Origin of the sequence: Dehalobacter sp. DCA (genome assembly GCF_000305775.1) — a bacterium.
Taxonomy (GTDB): domain Bacteria; phylum Bacillota; class Desulfitobacteriia; order Desulfitobacteriales; family Syntrophobotulaceae; genus Dehalobacter; species Dehalobacter alkaniphilus.
In genome coordinates, this window is sequence record NC_018866.1 from 1,844,619 (window position 1) to 1,867,629 (window position 23,011).

A 23,011-nucleotide genomic window follows, 5' to 3' on the forward strand; every position below is an offset into this window, starting at 1 on the left:
TTATCAAAAGTTTAGACATAAAATTTAAGTTTTATATTTTTTAAAACCCATTCTTTTAACTTAATCCACAATATCCACATTTTTATCCACAAAATTTTAAGATGACCGTTGGATTCTGTCAGCATTCTTTGCTATGTAGCGTCATTTCAGCATCGCCGGCTATTTGTTATTTTCACAACAATTTTTACATTCTAATTACATATTCTTAACATATTCTTAAAATTTTTTGATTAATACTCTGAAGGCAGCAAAATGTACCATTATTCGTGCTAAATTTACACTTGATTGTTTTCTTAATTGTTTTTTACCACCTGAGTTGATCCAGAGTTTCTTTACTAAACTGTATCGCTGTCTGAACAGCCTCCGGTGCAGGACCTCCGGTAACGCTCCTCTTCTGAACGCAGGTTTGAAGAGAAATAGCCTCATAAAGATCTTCCTCGAAGAATTCGGATACTGTTTTCAGTTCTTCCAGCGTCAGATCCTCCAACGAACAACCCCTGTGGGAACATTCCAGTACCAGCCTACCCACAATCGCATGGGCTTCGCGGAAAGGAACATTCTTTTTGGCCAGATAATCAGCCAAATCTGTAGCATTGGTAAAGCCCTTCTTAGCTTCCCTTGCCATAATATCGGCATTCACTTTCATGGTAGCCAGCATCGGCCGGATGACCAGAAGCGATTTTTGGATGGTGTCCACAGCATCAAACACACATTCCTTGTCTTCCTGCATATCTTTGTTATAAGCCAGAGGAAGTCCTTTCATAACGGTGAGCAGTGTTATGAGATCCCCATACACCCTGCCGGTTTTCCCTCTGACGAGTTCTGCGACATCAGGATTTTTCTTCTGCGGCATAATACTCGATCCGGTGGCATAGGCATCATCAATCGAAACGAAACAGAATTCGCCGCTCGACCAGATGATCAGTTCTTCACACAGCCTGCTCAGATGCATCATCATGATAGATGCCGCTGCCAGGAATTCCAAAGCAAAATCTCTATCGCTGACGCCGTCTAAACTGTTGAGCGTGACACCGTCAAAATTCAGTTCAGCAGCTACTTCTTCCCGACGCAAAGCAAAGGTCGTACCCGCCAGCGCGCCCGATCCGAGCGGGGAGAGGTTCAGTCTCTTGCGAGTATCTCCGAGCCGTCCCAGATCGCGCAAAAACATTTGGACATAGGCCATAAGATGATGGCTCAGGGTGATCGGCTGGGCCTTTTGCAGATGGGTATATCCGGGCATCCAAGTCTTAAGATGTTCGGAACACAAGTCAAGCAAGGTTTCCAGCAGCGCAGTGAGGAGATCTTTGGTGTTGTCGATTTCTTCTCTTAAGAACAGCCGAAAATCCAGCGCAACCTGATCATTCCGGCTGCGGCCGGTATGGAGCTTTTTACCGGCATCACCGACTCTTTCCGTAAGTAGTTTCTCAACGTTCATATGGATGTCTTCGGCTCCGACTTCAAATTCAACCTTTCCCGCCTGAATATCCGCCAGAATGCATTCCAGTCCCCCTATTATTTTCTCCGTTTCTTCGGCTGACAGGATACCTATTCTGCCGAGCATTCCGGCATGAGCGATACTGCCCATAATATCAAATTTATAGAGGCGCCGGTCGAATGAGATCGATGAGTGGAAATCTTCGACCAGGGAATCGGTGTCTTTCTCAAAACGTCCTCCCCAAAGTTTCATTGGTTTAACTCCTTCCGAATCAAAATTAAGTATAGTATAACGCAACAATATGACAGAACACAAGAATGCGCAATGTGCTTAGACAATTGACATCCTTGTGTTCTATGCCCGCAAATCTATGCTCGCGCACCGTTGCGCATCATGATTAACGTAAGCCTGATTTTCTCTCCATTAAAGCGCGGACTTTAAGAGGCAGTCCAAACAGATTAATAAAACCTTCTGCATCTTTCTGGTTGTAGACTGCATCTTCGCCAAACGTTGCAAATTCTTCATTATACAGTGAATAAGGGGATTTTATCCCTACCGGTGTACAGTTTCCTTTATATAGTCTCATCCTGACGGTTCCGGTAACATTTTTCTGTGTAACTTTTACAAACGCATCGAGTGCTTCTCTCAGCGGTGAATACCAGACACCATCGTAGACCATCTCCGCATATTTCAGCGCAATTTGTTCCTTATAATGCAGGGTCTGACGGTCAAGGGTCAACAGTTCCAGCGCCTGATGCGCGGCATAGAGAATTGTCCCGCCGGGAGTCTCATATACCCCGCGCGACTTCATCCCGACAAGCCTATTTTCGACCATGTCGACAATCCCAATTCCATTCTTGCCGCCCAGGGCATTCAATTTCTCGATCAGCTGAATCGGTGCAAGTTTCTCCCCATCTACAGCTACCGGTATGCCCTTCTCAAAATCGATCAGCACATACGCGGCCTGGTCCGGTGCCTGCATCGGGGAAACCCCAAGTAGATAAAGATCATCCTTCGGTTCATTCCAGGGATCTTCGAGGTCACCGCCTTCATGGCTTAAATGCCACAGGTTACGGTCCATGCTGTACGGTCTGTCCTTGGTAACCGGGACAGGGATTCCGCGTTCTTTGGCATAATCAATCGCATCATCCCGCGATTTGATGTCCCACTCTCTCCACGGAGCAATAATTTTCAGATCAGGATTCAGCGCTTTGACAGCCAGTTCAAAGCGGACCTGATCGTTGCCTTTCCCTGTCGCGCCATGCGCAACAGCAACTGCGCCTTCTTTTTCGGCAATCTCCACAAGCCGTCTAGCAATAAGCGGACGCGCAAAGGATGTTCCCAGAAGATATTTGCCTTCATACACGGCTCCAGCCTGAAGTGTCGGATAAATGAAATCCGTAATGAATTCTTCTCTCAAATCTTCAATATACAATTTGGTGGCTCCGGTTTTAGCAGCCTTCTCATGAAGAGGTTCCAGTTCCTCTCCCTGTCCCAAATCTGCCGCCATCGCGACAACCTCATAGCCATAGTTTTCTTTCAGCCATGGAATAATGATGGACGTATCCAGTCCGCCTGAATAGGCAAGTACTACTTTAGCCATACGCTGTCTCCTTTATTCTTTAATCAGTTTCTTCTGCAGATTTCTGTATTATTTCAGTTAGTTTTTCAGTAATTATATGGACTACATGACCAGCGCCATAATCGCTTTATGGGCATGAAGCCGGTTTTCAGCCTCCTGGAATACCACGGATTGAGAACCTTCGATCACTTTGTCGGTGATCTCTTCTCCGCGGTGGGCAGGCAGACAGTGCATGACGATCGCTTCAGGATGAGCTGCCCTAAGCACCTCGTCATTGATCTGGTACGGCGCAAAAATTTTCTTCCTGATTTCGCTTTCTTCTTCTTGTCCCATACTGGCCCAGACATCGGTATAGAGAATATCCGCTCCCCTGGCAGCCGCCACAGGATCTTCGACGACCTGCACCGTACTTCCGCTGAGAGATGCATTCTTCCAAGCCAGATCCATAATTTCCGGAACCGGCTGGTATCCCTGAGGTGAAGCAATCACAATGTTCATGCCCATCTTGCTGCCGCCAAGCAGCAGGGAATTTGCCACATTATTGCTGTCACCGATATAGGTTAATTTCAGTCCCTGAATCTTGCCTTTTGTTTCTTTAATAGTCAAAAGGTCAGCCAGAATCTGTGTCGGATGCAGAAAATCGCTCAGGCCATTGATAACCGGCACAGAGGAATGCTCGGCAAGATCGAGAACCTCCTGATGGCTGAACGTTCTGATCATAATGCCGTCAACCATCCTGGACAAGACCCTTGCTGTATCCTGGATCGGTTCACCGCGTCCCAGCTGGATATCGCGGGCGCTCAGAAACATTCCGGAGCCGCCGAGCTGATAAATACCGGTCTCAAATGCCACCCTGGTTCTCGTCGAAGATTTGGTAAAGATCATCGCCAAAACCTTTCCTTGCAGGACAGGGTGGGGAATTCCGGCATTTCTCTCAGCCTTCAATTCCATGGCGACGTCAACCATATATGAGATTTCTTCTGCTGTGAAAGCATTCAGTGTAATAAAATCTCTGCCTTTGAACTTGTCTTTGTTTAATTGAACCATCATTATTCCCCTTCATCTCAATAATACGCAATATTGCATTATTATACCTCATCGTGCATAATTATTCAATAGCCCTGATGAAAAAGAAGCTATCCCCAGACGAGTAACCCTTACCCTCCTGAGGATTAAAAGAAGACTGAATCTACGATCTGTTTACCTGATTGTATAAAAGCATCTATAGCATCAGCTGGCATTTATCCGATATAAGATGCAGAATTCCAGTATCTTACGTTAGAATATTAGATCAGAGAATTCTCTCCACGAGTGTAATCAGATAATAAGACAGAGCTGCGACGATTGCTGTGGAAGGAATCGTCAGACACCAGGCAATCAGCATCTGCTGCGCAACGCCCCAGCGCACGGCCGAAATACGTTTGGCAGCGCCTACTCCCATAATGGAACCGGATACCACGTGCGTGGTACTGACCGGCAGATGGAGACCCGGAAACGCCGTCGCTACCCAGATAACGATCGAGGATGACAAGTCTGCGGCAAATCCGTTGATCGGCTCAATTTTAAAGATTTTAGCACCAAGGGTATGAATGATTCTCCAACCACCCACTGCTGTACCACAAGCAATGGCTAATCCGCACAGGAGCTTTACCCAGAGCGGAACATCCATTGTCGACTGTACCCCCATGGCGACAAGCGCCAGCGTGATAATACCCATGGATTTCTGTGCATCATTGGAACCGTGGTTAAACGCAAGTAGTGCGGCTGAAACCATCTGCAGCCTCCGGAAGATACTGTTCGTTTTCATCGGCGCTTTATTGCGGAATAAGTAATATAGAATGGTCATGATCAGATAACCGAGTCCCATGCCGACGAGCGGCGAGCACAGCAGCGCCAAGATAATTTTCTTGATGCCGGCCCCCTGGACAACACCGAGTCCCGCTGCAGCGATCCCGGCTCCGAGGATTCCCCCAATAATCGCGTGGGAAGAACTGCTCGGAATACCAAAATACCATGTCAAAAGATTCCAGAAAATCGCTCCGATCAGTGCGGCGATCATCACTTCGGAAGTAACACTGTTCGCATCGACAATGTCCTTTGCAATGGTCTTGGCAACCCCTGTACTGTACATCGCGCCGATAAAATTGAGTACCGCGGCCATAATGATTGCGGTTCTTGGCGTAAGCGCTCTTGTCGAAACCGAAGTGGCTATGGCATTGGCAGTATCATGAAATCCGTTGATAAAATCAAATGCCAACGCAAATAGTACGACAACGAATAATGCAATATGCAGACTAGACATATTTTAATACGACCCCTTTTATTACAAGCGCAAGATCTTCACAACGGTCCGTGGCGTCTTCCAGATGTTCCAGTATTTCTTTCCATTTAATGATTTCAATCGGATTGCTTTCTTTTTCAAACAGCTTGCCTACTTCACTCCGGTATAAACGATCTCCCTCGCTTTCCAGTTTATGAATTTTTTCTGTGTTTTCAAGAATAAGATTTAATTTGGTGCGGATACTGGGAAGGTTGTCCACAGATATTTTAATAATATGAATGCAGTCATCCAGAACCCGAATCAGCTCTTCAACCCCGGAGTGGGGTGGCGTTGCTTTATACATGATCATCCGTTCCAAGGCGCCTTGAATAAAATCAATGATATCATCCATGTTTGTCGCCAATGAGTAGAGGTCTTCCCTGTCCATTGGCGTCACCAGTGTCTTATTCAGGTTATCAATGATCTTGTTGGTAATATCGTCGGCACGGTGTTCCAAATCAATGAGTTCCTTCATCTTGACCGGGAAAGTGGTGGGATCCTTAACTGCTTCTTTTAATACCAGCGAGCTTTCGCAAATAAGCTGCGCGTTTTCCTTCATAAGTACAAAAAAGTCGTTTTCTTTTTTTGACACAGTCTTTACTTCCTCCTTTATCATAACCTGGTCAAATCTTCCCACATTATCTTAGCACAAGACCCAAGGATAAGATACTTAAATTTATAAAAAACAGGCACTTAAAACAATGGGTAGAATAGACCGAAAGATTCAGCCAAAAGCTCTCTCTAGCATCAGCTTAATCCGATTGATCTGGTTCACTTCACTGGCTCCGGGATCATAATCCACGGCAACAATATTGGTCTGGGGATACTGCTCTTTCAGGGTCTTGATCATTCCTTTGCCGGTAATATGATTCGGCAGACAGGCAAACGGCTGCATGCAGATAATATTGTTGGCGCCGCTTTTGATTAGTTCCACCATTTCCGCAGTCAGCAACCAACCCTCTCCGGTTTGGTTGCCCAGGGAAAGGAATGGTTTGACACTTTCCGCCATCTCCTGAATCGTTGGCGGGATATCGAATCTTTTACTATTCTTTAAGGCAGCCCTTAAATCCCCACGATAGCTTTCCGTATACTTGACCAACAGATTTCCGATGACTCCGGAAGATCGCTTACCGGCAAGATATCTATAGTTAAATTCCTTCCCGTAGCAGCAGTAAAGAAAAAACTCCATCAGTCCCGGAACTACCATTTCTGCACCTTCTTTTTCAATAAACTCGGCCATGTTGTTATTCGCCGCAGGGTGAAATTTTACGAGGATCTCCCCGACCAGTCCAACCCGTGGTTTTCTCTGCTGAATAATCTCAATATTTTCAAAATCCCGAACAATTCCCTTCAGATTTTCACGAAATAAGCTGCGGTCTCCATTGGCAACATTGATCTTGCAGATATCTATCCACTTTCTCAGAAGCTGATCCGCTGTTCCCGCACTTGTTTCATAAGGCCTTACCCGGTAGAAAACCTTCATCAGCAGGTCTCCGTAAAGCATGGCCATGATTGCTTTGACCGCCATGGAGACCGTCAACTTAAATCCGGGATTTTTCTCCAAGCCTGCGACATTGAGCGAAAGTATCGGAATGTGCTCCAGTCCTGAGACCTGAAGCGCTTTCTTTAATAGCCCCAAATAATTGCTGGCCCGGCAGGGTCCCCCCGTCTGGGTTATAATGACCGAGGTGTTGTTCAGATCGTATCTTCCGGATTTTAACGCCCTTAACAGCTGCCCGATAATAATAACCGAAGGGTAACAGGAATCATTGTTAACATATTTCAAGCCCTCTTCAATATCCTCTTTTTCAACTATAGCCAGTACTTCAAAACGGTACCCCTCCGAACGGGCGACCTCCTGGGCAAATTCAAAATGGATCGGCGCCATCTGCGGAGCAAGAATGGTATGTGTTTTACGCATTTCCTTGGTAAATATTGGTCTATGGACAGCATTTGACCCCTTTGCCGGGCCCTCTATCGGATGATCATGTTTTATTCTGGCATCCATCGCAGCTTTAAGCGAGCGAAGCCTTATTCTGACTGCACCCAGATTGCTGACCTCATCTATTTTAATCATGGTATAGATTTTATCGGCTTTATGTAAAATTTCCTGGGCTTGTTCCGCAGCAATCGAATCCGGCCCGCAGCCGAATGAGTTTAACTGGACAAGCTCTAGCTCCGGTCTTCCGGCAACAAAATCTGCTGCTTCGTAAAGTCGGGAATGATACATCCACTGATCCAGAACCCGGAGTGGCCTGGTGACTTTTCCGAGATGGGCTACCGAATCCTCTGTAAGCACTGCCATTCCGAGGGCCGTGATGACTTTAGGTATGCCGTGGTTAACTTCCTGATCCAGATGGTAAGGCCTGCCGGAAAGGACAATCCCGCGATTTCCTGTTTCTGCAAGCCATTGCAAGACCTCTTCTCCTTTTTTGCGGATATCCCGTTTGAAATTCAGATCTTCATTCCAGGCTGCGTCGACGGCCTGGATGATTTCTGCAAGGGTAATGCTTGAATGTTTCAGTTCTTCATACAATCTCTTACTAAGCTTTTTTTTATCTTCATACGGCAGAAAAGGATTCCAGAATTGGACACCGCTTTGCTTCAACTCGTCCATGTTGGCTTTGATCACTTCCGGATAAGCGTTGATCACCGGGCAATTAAAGCAGTTGTCCGCCCCGGCTATTTCTTTTCTCTCCTTCGGTATGCAGGGATAAAATATGAGTTTCACGCCTTGTTTAATCAATGACACAATATGACCGTGAACAAGTTTGGCAGGATAACAAACGGTATCTGAAGAAATTGTCTCCATGCCCGCCTCATAAACCTTCCGGGTGGAAACCGGCGACAGCTCGACCCGGAAACCAAGACGGGTGAAAAAGGTAAACCAAAAAGGATAATTCTCGAACATATTTAAAACCCTTGGGATCCCGATGGTTCCTCTGACTGCTTTTTCTTTGGCCAGCGGCGTATAATGAAAGATCCTGTTCAGTTTATAAGCATAGAGATCCGGAATTTCATCTGTCTGATCGCGTTCCGATCCTTTTTCACAGCGGTTTCCTGTAATGTGCCTGCGCCCGTCACCGAAACAGTTGACCGTAAGTAAACAGTGGTTCTGACAGTTTTCGCAGCGGGCTGCGCTGACTTCCACCGAAAAGTTATTAATTTGATCTGGGGAAAGCAGCGACGTAACCACTCCCTCCCGCCAGGCGTTCCTGGCCAAGAGGGCCGCACCAAAGGCACCCATGAGGCCGGCAATGTCCGGACGGACGACTTCTCGGCCAATGGTCCGTTCCAGGCTGCGAACCACAGCATCATTCAAGAAAGTCCCTCCCTGGACAATAACCTTTTCACCAAATTCCTCAGAGCTTTTTAACTTAATTACTTTATAGAGCGCGTTTTTGATCACGGAGTAGGATAATCCTGCCGAAATATCCGCGACCGTCATGCCTTCTTTTTGGGCCTGTTTTACTTTGGAATTCATGAAAACGGTACATCTCGATCCTAAATCGGCAGGATTTTGAGCCAAAAGTCCTTTGCGGGCAAAATCCGCCACATTCATTTCCAGTGACCTCGCAAATGTTTCAATAAAAGAACCGCAGCCGGATGAACAGGCTTCATTTAGCATAATATTTTCAATCACACCGTTTTTTACTTTAAGGCATTTCATATCCTGTCCGCCGATGTCCAGAATCAGGTTGACTCCAGGCAGAAAATGATTGGCAGCTGTGTAATGAGCAATGGTCTCGACTTCCCCCATATCAAAAAAAAGTGCCGCCTGAGTCAGTTTTTCTCCGTAGCCAGTCACGGCAGAATAAGCAATTTTCGTGTTTTCCAGGAGCCTGTTGTATAGTTCTTTCAGAATATTGACTGCTGAAGCCAAAGGGTTGCCTTCATTATTAGTATAGGCGGAATAAAGAAGGGTGCCTTGCGGATCTATCAAAACAGCTTTTGTCGTGGTAGATCCTACATCCAGACCTAAAAAACATTGGCCCTGGTACATCTCCAGCTGATTTGTGCTGACAATATTTTGGGCATGCCGCCTTACAAACGCGCGGTATTCCTCTTCATCTGCAAAAAGTGGATCAAGTCTGGCTGTTTCATACTGAAGCTTTTTTTTGTCTGTTTTCAATTTTTGACCAAGCTGTTCAAATGTAATATCTTTATCCTGAGCAGAGGCGAGGGCCGCTCCGATAGCTACATAAACTTCGGAATTTCCCGGAACAATCATATCTTCATCCTTCAGCCCCAACGTTTCCTGAAACCGAACTCGCAGCTGCGGCAGGAAGTGAAGCGGTCCTCCGAGGAAGCCAACTTTCCCTTTAATTTTATGTCCGCAGGCAAGCCCTCCGATGGTCTGATTTACAACCGCCTGAAAGATCGAAGCTGCAATGTCCTCCTTGCGGACTCCTTCATTTAAGAGAGGTTGAATATCGGTTTTGGCAAAAACCCCGCATCTGGCGGCAATCGGATAGATGACCCGGCTATGGGCAGCCAGCGCATCCAGACCAGCCGCATCCGTCTTTAACAGGACAGCCATTTGATCAATAAAAGCACCGGTTCCTCCCGCACAGATCCCGTTCATCCGCTGATCAAACCCCTTGTCAAAAAAGGTTATCTTCGCATCTTCTCCGCCAAGCTCAATGACAACATCCGTTCCTGGCAGATAACGATCCACTGCTTTGCTTCCGGCAATGACCTCCTGAATAAATGAAATGTCCAGATGTTCAGCCACAGCCAGTCCGCCTGAACCTGTAATTGCTACCGTCAGCGAAAATGCCGCATATTTCTGACCGGCTTCATCCACCAGCCTTTGCAACGTGCTCCAGATATCCGAATAATGCCGGGTATACCGGCTGAACAACAGAACGCCTTCCTTATTTAAGACAGCGATTTTAACAGTGGTGGAACCTATGTCTATCCCAACATGAAGGTTATTCTTATCTTTGTCAGTGATTCTGTGATGATGCGAATCCAGATTACATTCCCCCTCAAACAAATTCAGCAGAATTATTTTTCCATCTGAGGGGGTTATTATTCATTGTCTACCTTACTGTCTGAAGTTATTAGAAAAATAATATAAATTTTTCTACCCACATTCTGTCCTTCGTGTTAATATAGTCTTATGAAATCACAATGGAATATTATTACCCAGAACAGATGGAGCTCTCAAAATAGAACCGCTGGAATATAAATGATGAGAATCCATAGATTTATGAAAAAATGACTTTTCGATTCCGTGAAAAAGCCAAACCATCAAGTAAGTTCCTTTTGAATTGGATTAAGGGGGATGGGTCATGGGTAAACAAATCTATCGGTCTCAAAACAAAGTGATTGCAGGGGTCTGCTCTGGAATTGCGGAATATTTTGAAATAGATCCTACGATTGTACGGATTATCTGGCTGCTCGCATTTTTTGCCGGGATCGGAATTCTTGCCTATCTCGTCTGCTGGGTAGTGATTCCTCAAAAACCTTTTGGCTCATTCGGCAATTCTCAGAACAATGCTGACTCGGCAGATATTCCAAATAATGATCATAATCAGGCCATCAATAAGGACAAAAGCCTTAAAGTATTTGGCATTGCGCTGATCATTGTTGGTGCTGTATTTTTGTCAGACAGACTCTTCGACTGGTTCGACATCGACATCCTGCTACCCATAGGTTTGATTGCTATTGGCGTTTACGTATTGTTTGCGAGGAGAGATCATCAATGAAAAAAAATATTACCCTGGGTGCGGTGATCATTCTGGTCGGTGTAATCTGGCTGCTTAGTAATCTTGACGTTTTTTCGTTTTCGATCATCGGGACTTTTTTCCTATCACTTTGGAAGCTCTGGCCTCTGCTATTGATTGGTGCCGGTGTCAGTTTATTGATTAACAAGAACTCCATGATGAAAATGATTGTTTGGATCATCATCGTCATCTGCATCATGTTTTATGGTATTTATGGAATGAATAACAGCACGTTGAATTACCCGGAATTTAAATTGCAGGAACATCTTTATTGATTGCATTGACCGTAAGTTGTATTTTTGCAAGCTCTTATGTCTCTCCAGATGATACAATTCGTATCAGAAAGATAAACATTTTGTCTATTTTAATAATTTTTATCGAACTATGACTTTTTCGTGTTGGCTTATTGCAAACTTTTCAGCCGTTTTATATTTTGGCACGCTTCTTGCATTTATTAATTTTGGAAAATAGATAAACTTTATATATATTTGGATGATTTTTTTCGGTATATTGCTCACTGCAATAATATATTTTTACGAAAATGTATTATCTAAATATTTATAATTTTTATCCTATTTTATATTAAGTAAGAATTTTATTTTTTGGACATGTGGAGGAGGAATTGCAGAATGAACACATTTGATGCTCTGGCAGCAAGAGGAGTATCCCGACGCGGCTTTTTGAAATTGATGGCTGCGACTACGGCAGCTTTGGGTCTCCCTGCTGCAGTATCTCCCAAGGTCACTCAGGCTGTTGAGACTGCCTTGGAAAAACCGCCGGTAATCTGGCTTCATGGAATGGAATGCACAGGCTGTTCCGAGTCACTTTTGGCAACACTGAATCCGTCAGCGGCTGAAGTGGTCCTGGATATGCTTTCGATCCGTTATCATGAGACCATTATGGCAGCTTCCGGCTATAAGGCCGAGGAAGCTTATCTGGAGGCCCTGAAAGAAAACTTTGTGCTCGTCGTCGAAGGAGCTATTCCCTCAAAGGAAGACAGGTATTGCATGGTGGGCGGCAAACCTTTCCGGGAAACCGTCCTGGAAGCTTCCAAGAAAGCTAAAGCCATTATTGCTGTCGGCAGCTGCGCAACCGATGGCGCCGGAATTCCCGGAGCCTGTGAGGTTGACGCTGTCGGCGTCCGTGAACTGTTGAAACAAAACAACATTTCAACTCCTGTCATCAATCTCCCATGCTGTCCGGTCAAACCGGCCACCATGCTCGGAACGATTGTTTACTACCTGACCTATGGTACGGTTCCGCCGCTCGATGATCAGGCCCGGCCGGTCGTTTTCTACGGCAAGCTGCTTCATGACAACTGCCCACGCCGTGGACAATTTGAAGCCGGAAACTATCTAAAAGACTGGAACGATCCGGCCCAAAAAGACTATTGTCTAATCCTGAAAGGCTGCAAAGGCCCGAAGACGTATACCGACTGCGCACAGGTTTGGTACAACGACAATACCAACTTCTGTATCAACGCCGGTTCACCATGTTCCGGTTGTTCAGAGGCAGGATTCTTTAAAACCTTCAGTCCTCTTTATGACAAACAAGAAGGCTTTGAACTTCCCGGCATCGGCCAAATCAATGCTGATGCTACCGGCAAGATTATCGGAGGCGTTGCCGTTGCAGGCCTTGCCGTTCATCTTGCAGCTACGGCGGCAACCGGCCGTTTAGGCAAAAAAGACCATGGACATAAGGAGGAGTAAGGAATGTCTGCACAAAAAATTGTCATTGATCCCATTACCCGTATTGAAGGCCACTTGAAAATAGAAGTAGAGATCGAAAATGGTGTCGTCTCTAACTCCCGTGTCATAGGCACTATGTACAGGGGCCTTGAAAACTTGGTTATCGGTCGTGATCCCAGAGATGCCAGTTATGTTACGGAACGTGCCTGCGGCGTCTGCTCGACAGTCCATGGTTTAGCTTCCGCGCTGGCTTTGGACGCTGCTTTTGGTGCTGAAGTCCCCTATGGCGGCCGTCTTATTCGCAATCTGATTTACGGCGCAACGCTCTTGCATGATCATCCGCTCCATTTCTATCATCTATCTGCCTTGGACTATCTGGATGTCATGGCCATTGCCCAGTACAAAGGCAATGACGCTGGTTTAAACGGCGTTAAGGACAAAATTTTAAAACTGGTTGCAGCTAACGATACAGCGCCTCTGACACCGCGTTACAACCCCGATCAATATTGTGTCAGCGATCCTGAACTCGTTACGATGGCTGTTGCGCATTACCTGAAAGCCTTGGAAATGCAGGCAAAAGCCAAGAAAATGTCCGCAATATTTGCCGGCAAACAACCGCACCAATCCTCGATCGTCGTCGGCGGCGTCACGATACTGCCTACTTTGGAACAAGTCTTCCAATACCGTTCCATGCTGATGGAGCAGATCGCCTTCGTTGAAAATGTCTACCTCCAGGATGTCCTGACCTTCGGGACCGGGCCGCTTCTGCCTTTGGCTCAGGCCGGCGTTGGCGGCAGTCATGGCAATTACATGTCTTATGGCGGCTTTGCCGGAGATGCAGAAGGAAAAGACTTGTTATTTACACCTGGTATCGTTCTTGATAATAACTTTGGAACGATTCATGAGCTCAATAGCGGCAAAATTACTGAAGATATCACGCATGCCTGGTACAAGAGCGACAAAGGCAGAACTCCTTATGAGGAAGACACTGTTATTGACTTGGATAAGAAGGACGCCTATACCTATGTCAAAGCACCGCGCTATGACGGCAAACCGATGGAAGTCGGACCGCTCGCCCGTATGCTCGTCATGCAGCCGAAAGTGCTTATGGACGTTATTACGAAATATAACATTAAGCCCGGCGCTGTCGCCCGTCATGCCGCCCGGGCGGTGGAAACCATTCTTATGGCTAAGAAAATGCTCGAATGGGTCGATTCCCTCATTGCCGAAATGGGTAAGCCGAACTTTAAGATCCATGATACCGATCATTGGGAAATCCCCGCAAGCGGTCAGGGCGCAGGCTTGATTGAAGTTGCCCGTGGTTCGCTTGGCCACTGGATCAAAGTTGAAGATCATAAAACAGCAAATTACCAAATGGTCGTCCCCTCGACTTGGAACTTTTCACCGACAGATGGAAACGGTGTTTTAGGCCCGGTTGACAAATCCATGATCGGGGTACCGGTACCGGATCCGGACAATCCGATCAATGTCGTCCGTGTCATCCGTTCCTACGACCCATGTCTGGCTTGTGCAATTCACCTAATCGATCCGCAAAGCAACGAAATCAAGAAATACCATATCGGCTTCTAAGGAAAGAGAGGGAACGAAAAATGGCTAAAGCATCTGATCATCCGCTTATCCAGCGAATCTCTCACTGGATAAACTTAATCACCTTTGCGGTCCTGATCTCGACCGGTTTTATCATCCATGCTCCTTTCCAGGGAGCCAATATGAATGCCGCCAGAAATCTCCACTTTATCTTTATGTACATTCTGGTGATCAATGGGGTTGTACGTTTCTATGTCTCCTTTTTCGGGAAAAATAAAGATTATAAGGAGTTTTTCCTGAACAAGCTAGATCTGAAGACCTTTATCCCCCAGATTAAATATTATCTGTTTATCAGCAAGGAACATCCAAAGACCAACAAGTACAACGGACTGCAGAAATGTGCCTATATTGCATTACCAGTCCTGGCTGTCTTTCAGGCCATCACCGGGATCATTCTATATCTGCCGATGAAGTTCTCAGGAGCTGCTCAAGCACTTGGCAGCCTGGCTGCAGTCAGAGGGATTCACTATGTTGTGATGTGGTTGTTTATTGCGATCATCTTTGTTCATGTTTACCTTGTCTTTACTGAAGCTAAGGATGCGTTTTTTCTGATGTTCTTCGGTAAAACCGGTAAGAAAGAAAAGGGTGGCGCTAACAAAGCAAATCAATCGGTCATAAAAAGCTGATATTTACAGGCTGAAAAATTTAATTCAATCATATTGCGTATAATATTAAAAGTAAAGCTAGTATCATCGTATTACTAGCTTTACTTTACGAAACTTTTTAGGAAAGGACTTCACGGTATGACTCCACCAAAAATTATGCTGATGGGCGTAGGGAACGTTTTACTAAGTGACGAAGGCTTAGGCGTTCAGTTTTTAAATGAATTTAAGCCTGAAGAACTTCCTGACAATGTCGAGCTGCTGGAAGGCGGAACAGCCGGTCTGGAACTGGTCCATCTGATCAAGGAAATTGATTTTCTGATCATCGTGGATGCGATCAATGCCCAGACAGAGCCTGGCAGTGTCTTCCGGTTCTGTCCGGAAGATATCCGGGTTTTCCCGGAGAAGTACCAAGTATCGTTTCATCAGGTGGGCATTCTGGAAGTTCTTGCACTGGCGGACATTCTGGGAAATACTCCCCAAACCCTGATCTACGGTGTTCAGCCGAAGAGTCTTGAATGGGGCATGGACCTGTCCGAGGAGATTAAGGCGGTTTTCCCGCGACTCAAGGAACAAATGTTCAAGGAATTCGCCCAGATCAATGCCGCATCCAGCTTCCTGGATATTCCGCATGCCGAATAGGCATAAAGAGCTTCAAGCGTAACTTTAAATCTAAAAAGATACTGCTAATAGTGTTATACTATTGGCAGTATCTTTTTGTGGCTCTATGTCAAATGTTGGGGTAAACCCCTAGACAAGAGTCAGTCTAAACCGATATGACGCTGATAATAGCTTTAGACTGTTATCAGCATGTTTTTGAGCTAAGCTGAGGTTGACGACATTGTGCCATCCGAAACGACGGCTTGCAGTAAGGTGGGATTCCTGTCAGCAACAGTCCACTGAACTGTTACTCCGCGAAAACGTGTGAACGGAGTATCTGTGCGAGGCTACAGACACCCAAAAAAGAAAACACCTCACTATTATTTCAGCTTATCCAGAAAACGATGCAGCCTTCTCATACCTTCGGTTATCTGTTCCGGAGAACTCGCATAGGATATCCGTAAATATCCCGGCGCCAGGAAAGCACTGCCGGGTACGACGGCAACCAGTTCGGAATCAAGCAGCCTATTACAGAATCCGATATCATCTTTGATCTTCTGTCCTTCAAAGGACCTTTCGATACAGTTCTTAATGTTTACAAAAACATAAAAGGCACCTTCTGGTTCCGGAAAGGAGATATGCGGCATTTCACGCAAAAGTCCGCAGATCAGATCCCGTCTGTCACTAAAAGCTGCCTTCATTCTCAGCACATCTTCCCTGCTTTCCCGCATCGCCCCGACCGCGGCCCATTGGGCAATGGAGCAGGCATTGGAGGTAAGATGGCTTTGAAATGAATTGATCTTGGAAGATAACTCGAGAGGGGCAATCGAATAACCGATCCGCCAGCCTGTCATCGCATAGGCTTTGCTCACCCCGTTAATGATAATTGTCCGGGAAGCCAGCTCCGGCATAAGCTGCAGCGGATTAATATGTTTGTTCTGACCGTAAACTAACTTCTCATAAATCTCATCCCAAATCAGCCAGAGATCATGCTTCTGGGCGATCTCAGCAAGGCCTCTAACGGTCTTCTCGTCAAATAGGACCCCTGTCGGATTGGATGGGGAGTTCAGCAAAAGTGCGATAGTTCTGTCCGTAATTGCGGCTTCCACGCGGTCCAATCTTGGTACAAAACCACTATCTTCTGTTTCCACGATCACCGATTTCCCATCTACAAGATGGATCTGTTCAATATAGCTTACCCAAGCCGGCGCAAGCAGGACAATCTCATCCCCTGGATCAACAATCGCTGCCAGCGCTTCATATATGCAAGGTTTGGCTCCCGGGCCAACAACTACCTGTCCCGGATCAAATTCCAGACCAAATTCCTTTTGGTAATACGTACAAATTTCCTTACGAAGCTCAGGTATCCCAGGTGTTGATGTGTAATGAGTTTTCCCTTTTTCCATCGCTTCCGCTGCATACTTGAAAGCGGACGGCGGGGACACGAAATCTGGTTCCCCGGATCCAAACGAAATAACATTCTTCCCCTGACTCTTTAGTTCTTTGGCTTTGGCATCAACAGCCAACGTAGCAGACGGCTTCATGCCCAGAATGCGCTGGGACAGCTTCATACTTTCAAATCCTTTCACCTATGGCGTTCTGTATATGATGCAGACATCATGATTGCAGGCATTATTATTGAAACTATTTATTATCATATCGTAAACAATCAAAAATTTCATCATATTTCTGCCATTTTGGCAAGATTTTCGACACTTTTAGCTCTGATCTTTTCTTTTGGATTCATAGTCTTCGATAGCTTTTTTCAGGGCCTGGGGACCCAGCACGGAACAATGGACTTTACTTGCCGGCAGGCCATCCAGCGCGTCGAAAACGTCTCTGCCGCCTATGTTTAAAGCCTCCTCAATACTTCTCCCTTTGACTAAAACCGTAAACATGCTGCTTGCTGCTACAGCCGCGGCACAGCCAAACACCAGGTAACTGATATCCGTCAGGATACCATCCTTTACTTTCAGATAGATCGTCAGTGAATCTCCGCAGGACACATCCCCAAAGATTCCTTCGCCATCTGCATCAGGCATGCTGCCCACATTTTGTGGGCACATAAAATGTTCAATAACTTTATCCGAATAATCCACATTTCTTCCTCCGGTCTAATCCCAATCTGTTTTCTCCAGAATCATTCCAACCCTTTCGACCTTTATCTTTAATAGTCTACAACCAAAATTCTTTTTTCTCAAATCTAAACGAGCGTGGTCTAAAAAAGAGTGTTCTTGCATAAACATAGTATGGCGTGCAGCGGCACAGGCAGCTGCAAATCCGTCAACGAGTTCTGCATCCATAAAAAGGATATTTGTCAGATGTATAGAATTATCGATTAATTACGTCTAATATGTTGTTAAACACTTCTAATCTGTTATCAGATACTTCTAATAGGATATTAAACTGACAATACCATCGTATTGTGTCGAAAGGATGGTTAATTCATGGCGAAGAATTTCAGGAACTTGATGAGTTGGAAAAATTCAATCGGCATCGCCTTAGTTCTTGTAATGGCTATCAGCATTTTTTACGGATTTGACTTTTTCCATCTGACTGACAGGACAGTTTTGGCTTCGGATATCGCCATTAAAGCAGTTGACTTGGATCAGCTCGGGGTTGATACCACGACGACCTTTTTACTGACCAGCAAAGAAAGCCTGACTGAAAAAACAGTGAAGGCATCGCTCAAACTTCGTCCGAAATTTTCCTACACCTTGGATAAACAGAATAACGGCAAGAGCTATAAAATTATTCCCGAGGAAGAATTAGCACCGAATACGATTTATCGTCTGGCCTTTGATCCGGAAGCATCGGGAAAGGAAAACCTCAGCTGGGCCTTCCAGACCAAAGCAGCCTTTCAGGTGCTTCGTTCCCTTCCCGGAGATAAAAGCACCTCTGTTCCGGTAGACACAGGAATTGAATTGACTTTCTCTTCCGACAACTATGAAATTAGCAGCCTGAAGGATTATTTCAGTATCTCACCCGAGGTGAAGGGGGCTTTCGAAAAGCACAAAAAAACTCTGGTATTTACGCCGGAAGCACTGCAACCGGCCACCGTCTATACGGTCACGCTCAAAAAAGGCTTTGTACTCCCCGGTACGACGGAAACCCTGTTCGAAGACTATCGTTTCAGCTTTGAGACCGGGACGGTTGAACAGAACAATCCTCCTTTTACGTTTGATCTGAACACAAGTCTGACCGAATTCAGCACCAGTGAGCAGCCTGCATTTTCCGTATATTTCACCAACAATACGTATTCGGGAGGTCAAATCATAGACACGCCTCCGCTTCATATCAACCTTTACCGCTATCCGGATCACCAAATCTTTCAAGCCTCTCTCTCGAAACGGGATGTGCTGCCTGATTGGTCCTACTATACCTGGAACCATTATCTCGAAAAATTACCGTCAGCCTACATACTGGCTGAATATGACACCGAATTTCTGAAGACAGACCCTTACAATCAATACATCATGCTACCAGAAACGCTTGAAGCAGGGTACTATTCCGCAGAATTCCAGGCAGACGAATCCGTCAGGCAAGTCTGGTTCCAGGTAACCGATCTTGCCGTCTACCTTGCCCAGGGACAGGATGAAAGCCTCTTTTGGGTTAATGACCTGCAGACCAAAACATCCGTTGCTGAAGCCACTGTCAGTCTTGAAAATAAGAAGATTACTGCCAATACGGATAAATCCGGTACGGTTCTGATCAAGCAAAAGCTGTCCGGCGAGCAGAGAAGCTATGCCTGGATCCGGCAGGGAGGCAAAGAAATCCTTGTCCCTATAGAGGCCTGGTATGAAGAAAGTAACACCGGCCAGATCAATCCGTCGGATTACTGGAAGTATCTCTATTTGGACCGAGCACTTTATAAGCCTGGGGATACGTTGAACTTCTGGGGAATCTCTGCACCGCGGTCCGGGAACAGTGCGCAGGGCAGCCGGATTGAACCGCTTCGTGATCTCACGATTGAAGTGTATGGTTATGACGGCGCCTACTACCCTGGGGGTGAGATTTCTCCGGTCCTGACCCAGGAGACCGCAGTAAAAGATGATTGTTTTCAGGGTCAAATCAAACTTCCCGTTCTAAAACCCGGTTACTATGAACTGCAGGTTAAATCTGGCGATGTTCAGCTGCTCTCACGAAGCTTTTCCGTGGAAAACTACCAAAAACCGGCCTATCAAGTAACATTGGCTCAAGATAAGAAAGCAATCTTCGCTGGAGAGAAGGTGAATTTTCGGTTCTCAGCCGCCTTCTTTGAAAGCACGCCTGTCCCAAGTCTGTCTTTGCACTACTTTTTGTCTGATCAGGAAGGTGACCTGACTACCGATGCCAAAGGAACGGCGGTACTTTCCTATACCGGCAAGGCTCACGCAGAGAATTATACGGACTATGATTTCCAGACATGTGCGGCCAACGCCACCCTTCCCGAAGCAGGTGAAATCTACAATTACGCTGAATTGCTTGTCTTTAAGAGCAAAGTCTACATCAACGGCCAAGCGATCCGCCAGAAAGATACCTATGCCCTCTCCGCCAAATTATCATCTGTTGATTTGACCAAGCTAAACAATGGAGAATTTGCTTCTGAAGAGAACTATCTTCAGGGGCCGGTTGCCAATGCCCCGGTGAAAGCTAAGCTCTACCAGGAAGTCGTTACAAGAACCGAAACAGGTCAGTACTATGATTTCATCAGTAAAAAAGTAGTCAAATCTTATAATTATGACTATGCCACAAAACTGGTCAGTGAGTTTGCACTAACAACAGCTTCTGACGGAGCGCTGAAATATACAGGTCAAATTGATCCGAAGGAATCCTACAATCTCTATCTTACAGCACAGGACAGTGACGGCCGATCCTTTACAAGACAATTAACTATCAGCAAACAGGATCCTCAGCCGGATAACGCTTATTACTTCCTGCAGGGAACACCTGGTATTGACGGTTATAATCCTGGGGACCAAGTTCAGGTGTCCATGATGGTCAATAGCCAAGTTTTAAATCCTGCCGGAAGAAATATTTTATTCTACCACGGTCAAAAAGTCATTGATGCCTACCAGGTAAGCACCACCCCTAAGTACAGCTTTTTGTTTACCGATTCATACATTCCGAATGTTACCGTAGGCGGGGTCTACTTCGACGGGAACAGCTACTATGAAGCGAGCAGCGTCATGATATCGTTTGCAAGTCAAACAAAAAAACTGAATGTCGCGGTACAATCAGATAAGACTGAATATCGGCCCGGCGATAAAGTTCACTTAAGCCTTAAGGTGACCGACAGCAACAATGCCCCTGTTAAAAGGGCCCAGATCAATCTGAATCTTGTTGATGAAGCCTTATTCAGCCTGCAAAACCAGAGTGTGGATCTTTTGAACAGCCTCTATGGCGATAATCAGTATCTGACACTGATAACCAGAAAGTCCCATTATCACCCTGGTTTTTATGGTTTTGCCGAGTCTGGCGGGGAGGGCGGTTCGGGACGCAGTGATTTTCGGGATACCGTACTCTTCACCACGCTGCAAACCGACAGTGACGGGAATGCCTCAATGGACTTTACCCTGCCGGACAATCTGACATCCTGGCGGGTTACCTACCAGGCTTTTACTCAGAATCTTCAGGCTGGCAGCGGTACCTCGCAGCTTCCGGTACGTCTGCCGTTCTTTGTCGAAGTGACACTGAACAGCCATTATCTCACTGGAGACTCTCCAGTCGTCCTTACACGCTCTTATGGTGAAAAACTCAAAAGCAACCAAAATGTTTCTTATACCATGAAACTAACCAGTCCCAGCGGGAAGGAACAGACCTGGCGTCAAAGCGATACAGCATTTTCTGCTGCAGATTGGAAGCTGCCGGCCCTCGAAGCAGGTACTTACCGTCTGACCGTATCCGGCAGTCAGAATGGCCTTACTGACACACTGACCAAGGAATTTACCGCAGTGAAATCGTTTCAGCAAAGGATTGTATCGGACCGAAATCTTTTAACGGAAGGCCAGGGACTCAAGGGTTCTTCTGAAGAACCAACGACAGTGATCTTCAGTGATTCTGAGAAGAGCCAGTACCTCCGGGGTCTTTACCAGCTGATCTGGAATAATGGAAGCCGCCTCGAGCAAAAGCTTGCCGCCCAGGAAGCCGCCAGGCTTTTGGAAAAGTATTTCTCCGACAGTCCCGAATCTAATATCCCTTTAGTTGGAGATAGGGGGGATCGGGATTCTCTGCTCCTTTACCAGCGGTTCGACGGTGGAATCAGCATCCTTTCTTATGGAGAAAGTGATCCGGCCTTGTCCGCAATGGTCGCTTCCGCTGCCCCAGGTGTCTTTGATGATCAGGCCTTAATCCGCTATTTTTACAGAATTCTGGAAGCTGAAGACGCAGGAGAATCAGGAAAAGAGGGAGATCAAGGGAATCAGGGAAGTCAGACACCTGCAGCAGACGATGAAAGTATGATTCTTCTCGGGCTCGCTTCCCTGGGAGAGCCTGTTCTTCTGCAAATTGACAGCTATATGCAGAAGGAAGATCTGTCTGCGGAAGAAAAGATCAACCTGGCTCTGGCTCTGCTGGAAACCGGAGATGGAGCCTACGCCAAGCAGGTTTATCAGGAACTTCTCAGCACTTATCAGAAAGACCTCGGTTCTGTGCTGCGAATCAACGTAGGAAGCGATCAGGATGATATTATTCTGGCTACAACCCGGATGGCACTTCTGGCAGCGCGCCTGGACCAGCCGGAGAAAAACAAGCTTTACCAGTACCTGCTTGAGAATCCTGGCAAAGATATTTTGAATACGCTCGAGCAGCTGGAAATACTCCGCTATAACCTTCAGTATATGGCCTCTTCGCCGGTAAGCTTTACCTATGAACTAAACGGAAAAAAAGAGACCAAAATCTTAAAAAATATGAACTTCTTTAAACTGACCATTCTTCCTGAGGATTTGACGGAGATATCATTCACCAGGATCAAAGGCAAGGTTGGCATGGTGAGCTACTACAACGTTCCGATTCAGTCCGGAGAAGGATCAGAAAATACCGATCTTGACATCAGTCGTACCTACCGCGTCGGCAGTACGGAGACAAATACCTTCAATCGCCAGAACCTCGTCCAGGTCGTGTTAAGCTATAACATCGGCGATAAAGCGCCCCAGGGGCTTTATGAAATTGTGGATGTGCTTCCTGCCGGTCTTGCTCTTATCCCACGTCCCGAAAATTACAATGAAGACCCAACTGCCAAAAATCACTGGGATTATCCGACAGAAGTCAATGGACAAAAGCTGGTCTTCCACGTCGGCAAGGACAAAGGCACGATTACTTATCTGGCACGAGTCATCTCACCTGGTGAATTCAACTGCGAAGCACCCGTTTTGAGCAACATTAAGAACAGTATTGTTTACACAAGCGGCAGCCAATCCAGGATTGTGATCAAATAAAATGGGGGCATGACTTATTACGAATATTC

15 protein-coding genes are annotated in these 23,011 nt (G+C 46.1%); 7 read left to right on the forward strand and 8 right to left on the reverse strand.

Annotation, left to right across the window (positions count from 1 at the left end):
• Nucleotides 1-304 precede the first annotated feature (304 nt).
• From argH to DHBDCA_RS08895, 6 genes are all read right to left on the reverse strand, one after another.
• On the reverse strand, nucleotides 305-1,687 hold the full coding sequence (gene argH, locus DHBDCA_RS08870; RefSeq protein WP_015043885.1) for an argininosuccinate lyase: 1,383 nt from the start codon (nucleotides 1,685-1,687) through the stop codon (nucleotides 305-307).
• Nucleotides 1,688-1,832: 145 nt separating this feature from the next.
• Nucleotides 1,833-3,038, reverse strand: a complete 1,206-nt coding sequence (locus DHBDCA_RS08875) for an argininosuccinate synthase (protein WP_015043886.1) — start codon at nucleotides 3,036-3,038, stop codon at nucleotides 1,833-1,835.
• 81 nt (nucleotides 3,039-3,119) lie between these two features.
• Entirely contained in the window at nucleotides 3,120-4,064 is a 945-nt protein-coding gene (gene argF / locus DHBDCA_RS08880; RefSeq protein WP_015043887.1) for an ornithine carbamoyltransferase, read from the reverse strand.
• Between the two features lie 244 nt (nucleotides 4,065-4,308).
• The gene (locus DHBDCA_RS08885) at nucleotides 4,309-5,319 is read right to left on the reverse strand and encodes an inorganic phosphate transporter (RefSeq protein ID WP_015043888.1); all 1,011 of its coding nucleotides are present in this window, start codon (nucleotides 5,317-5,319) and stop codon (nucleotides 4,309-4,311) included.
• Nucleotides 5,312-5,929, reverse strand: coding sequence for a DUF47 domain-containing protein (locus tag DHBDCA_RS08890; protein WP_015043889.1), 618 nt, complete (start codon nucleotides 5,927-5,929; stop codon nucleotides 5,312-5,314). The genes DHBDCA_RS08885 and DHBDCA_RS08890 overlap by 8 nt, the downstream gene beginning before the upstream one ends.
• A gap of 132 nt (nucleotides 5,930-6,061) precedes the next feature.
• Nucleotides 6,062-10,294: a 2-hydroxyacyl-CoA dehydratase gene (locus DHBDCA_RS08895; RefSeq protein WP_242825013.1), complete on the reverse strand. Its 4,233-nt coding sequence runs from the start codon at nucleotides 10,292-10,294 to the stop codon at nucleotides 6,062-6,064.
• A gap of 340 nt (nucleotides 10,295-10,634) precedes the next feature.
• Here DHBDCA_RS08895 and DHBDCA_RS08900 point away from each other — a divergent pair, with 340 nt between their 5' ends.
• The 6 genes from DHBDCA_RS08900 to DHBDCA_RS08925 all read left to right on the forward strand — a co-directional run bounded on the left by DHBDCA_RS08900 (nucleotide 10,635) and on the right by DHBDCA_RS08925 (nucleotide 15,609).
• On the forward strand, nucleotides 10,635-11,051 hold the full coding sequence (locus DHBDCA_RS08900; protein ID WP_015043891.1) for a PspC domain-containing protein: 417 nt from the start codon (nucleotides 10,635-10,637) through the stop codon (nucleotides 11,049-11,051).
• On the forward strand, nucleotides 11,048-11,344 hold the full coding sequence (locus DHBDCA_RS08905; protein WP_015043892.1) for a LiaI-LiaF-like domain-containing protein: 297 nt from the start codon (nucleotides 11,048-11,050) through the stop codon (nucleotides 11,342-11,344). The genes DHBDCA_RS08900 and DHBDCA_RS08905 overlap by 4 nt, the downstream gene beginning before the upstream one ends.
• Nucleotides 11,345-11,698: 354 nt before the next feature.
• Complete coding sequence (locus tag DHBDCA_RS08910; protein ID WP_015043893.1) at nucleotides 11,699-12,778, forward strand: hydrogenase small subunit; 1,080 nt, start codon at nucleotides 11,699-11,701, stop codon at nucleotides 12,776-12,778.
• A 3-nt stretch (nucleotides 12,779-12,781) separates the two neighbouring features.
• The gene (locus DHBDCA_RS08915; protein ID WP_015043894.1) at nucleotides 12,782-14,347 is read left to right on the forward strand and encodes a nickel-dependent hydrogenase large subunit; all 1,566 of its coding nucleotides are present in this window, start codon (nucleotides 12,782-12,784) and stop codon (nucleotides 14,345-14,347) included.
• A 20-nt stretch (nucleotides 14,348-14,367) separates the two neighbouring features.
• A complete protein-coding gene (cybH, locus tag DHBDCA_RS08920) occupies nucleotides 14,368-14,991 on the forward strand; it encodes a Ni/Fe-hydrogenase, b-type cytochrome subunit (RefSeq protein ID WP_015043895.1) in 624 nt (207 codons plus the stop codon).
• A 117-nt stretch (nucleotides 14,992-15,108) separates the two neighbouring features.
• Entirely contained in the window at nucleotides 15,109-15,609 is a 501-nt protein-coding gene (locus DHBDCA_RS08925) for a HyaD/HybD family hydrogenase maturation endopeptidase (RefSeq protein WP_015043896.1), read from the forward strand.
• Between the two features lie 338 nt (nucleotides 15,610-15,947).
• Here DHBDCA_RS08925 and DHBDCA_RS08930 read toward each other — a convergent pair whose 3' ends face one another.
• Both DHBDCA_RS08930 and DHBDCA_RS08935 read right to left on the reverse strand, forming a co-directional pair.
• Nucleotides 15,948-17,138 carry a pyridoxal phosphate-dependent aminotransferase gene (locus DHBDCA_RS08930; RefSeq protein ID WP_015043897.1) on the reverse strand — a complete coding sequence of 397 codons (1,191 nt, stop codon included), beginning with the start codon at nucleotides 17,136-17,138 and terminating at the stop codon, nucleotides 15,948-15,950.
• A gap of 147 nt (nucleotides 17,139-17,285) precedes the next feature.
• A complete protein-coding gene (locus DHBDCA_RS08935) occupies nucleotides 17,286-17,666 on the reverse strand; it encodes an iron-sulfur cluster assembly scaffold protein (RefSeq protein WP_015043898.1) in 381 nt (126 codons plus the stop codon).
• A 348-nt stretch (nucleotides 17,667-18,014) separates the two neighbouring features.
• Here DHBDCA_RS08935 and DHBDCA_RS08940 point away from each other — a divergent pair, with 348 nt between their 5' ends.
• Nucleotides 18,015-22,982 (forward strand): Ig-like domain-containing alpha-2-macroglobulin family protein, encoded by a 4,968-nt coding sequence (locus DHBDCA_RS08940; RefSeq protein WP_015043899.1) that lies wholly within the window; start codon nucleotides 18,015-18,017, stop codon nucleotides 22,980-22,982.
• Nucleotides 22,983-23,011: the final 29 nt, after the last annotated feature.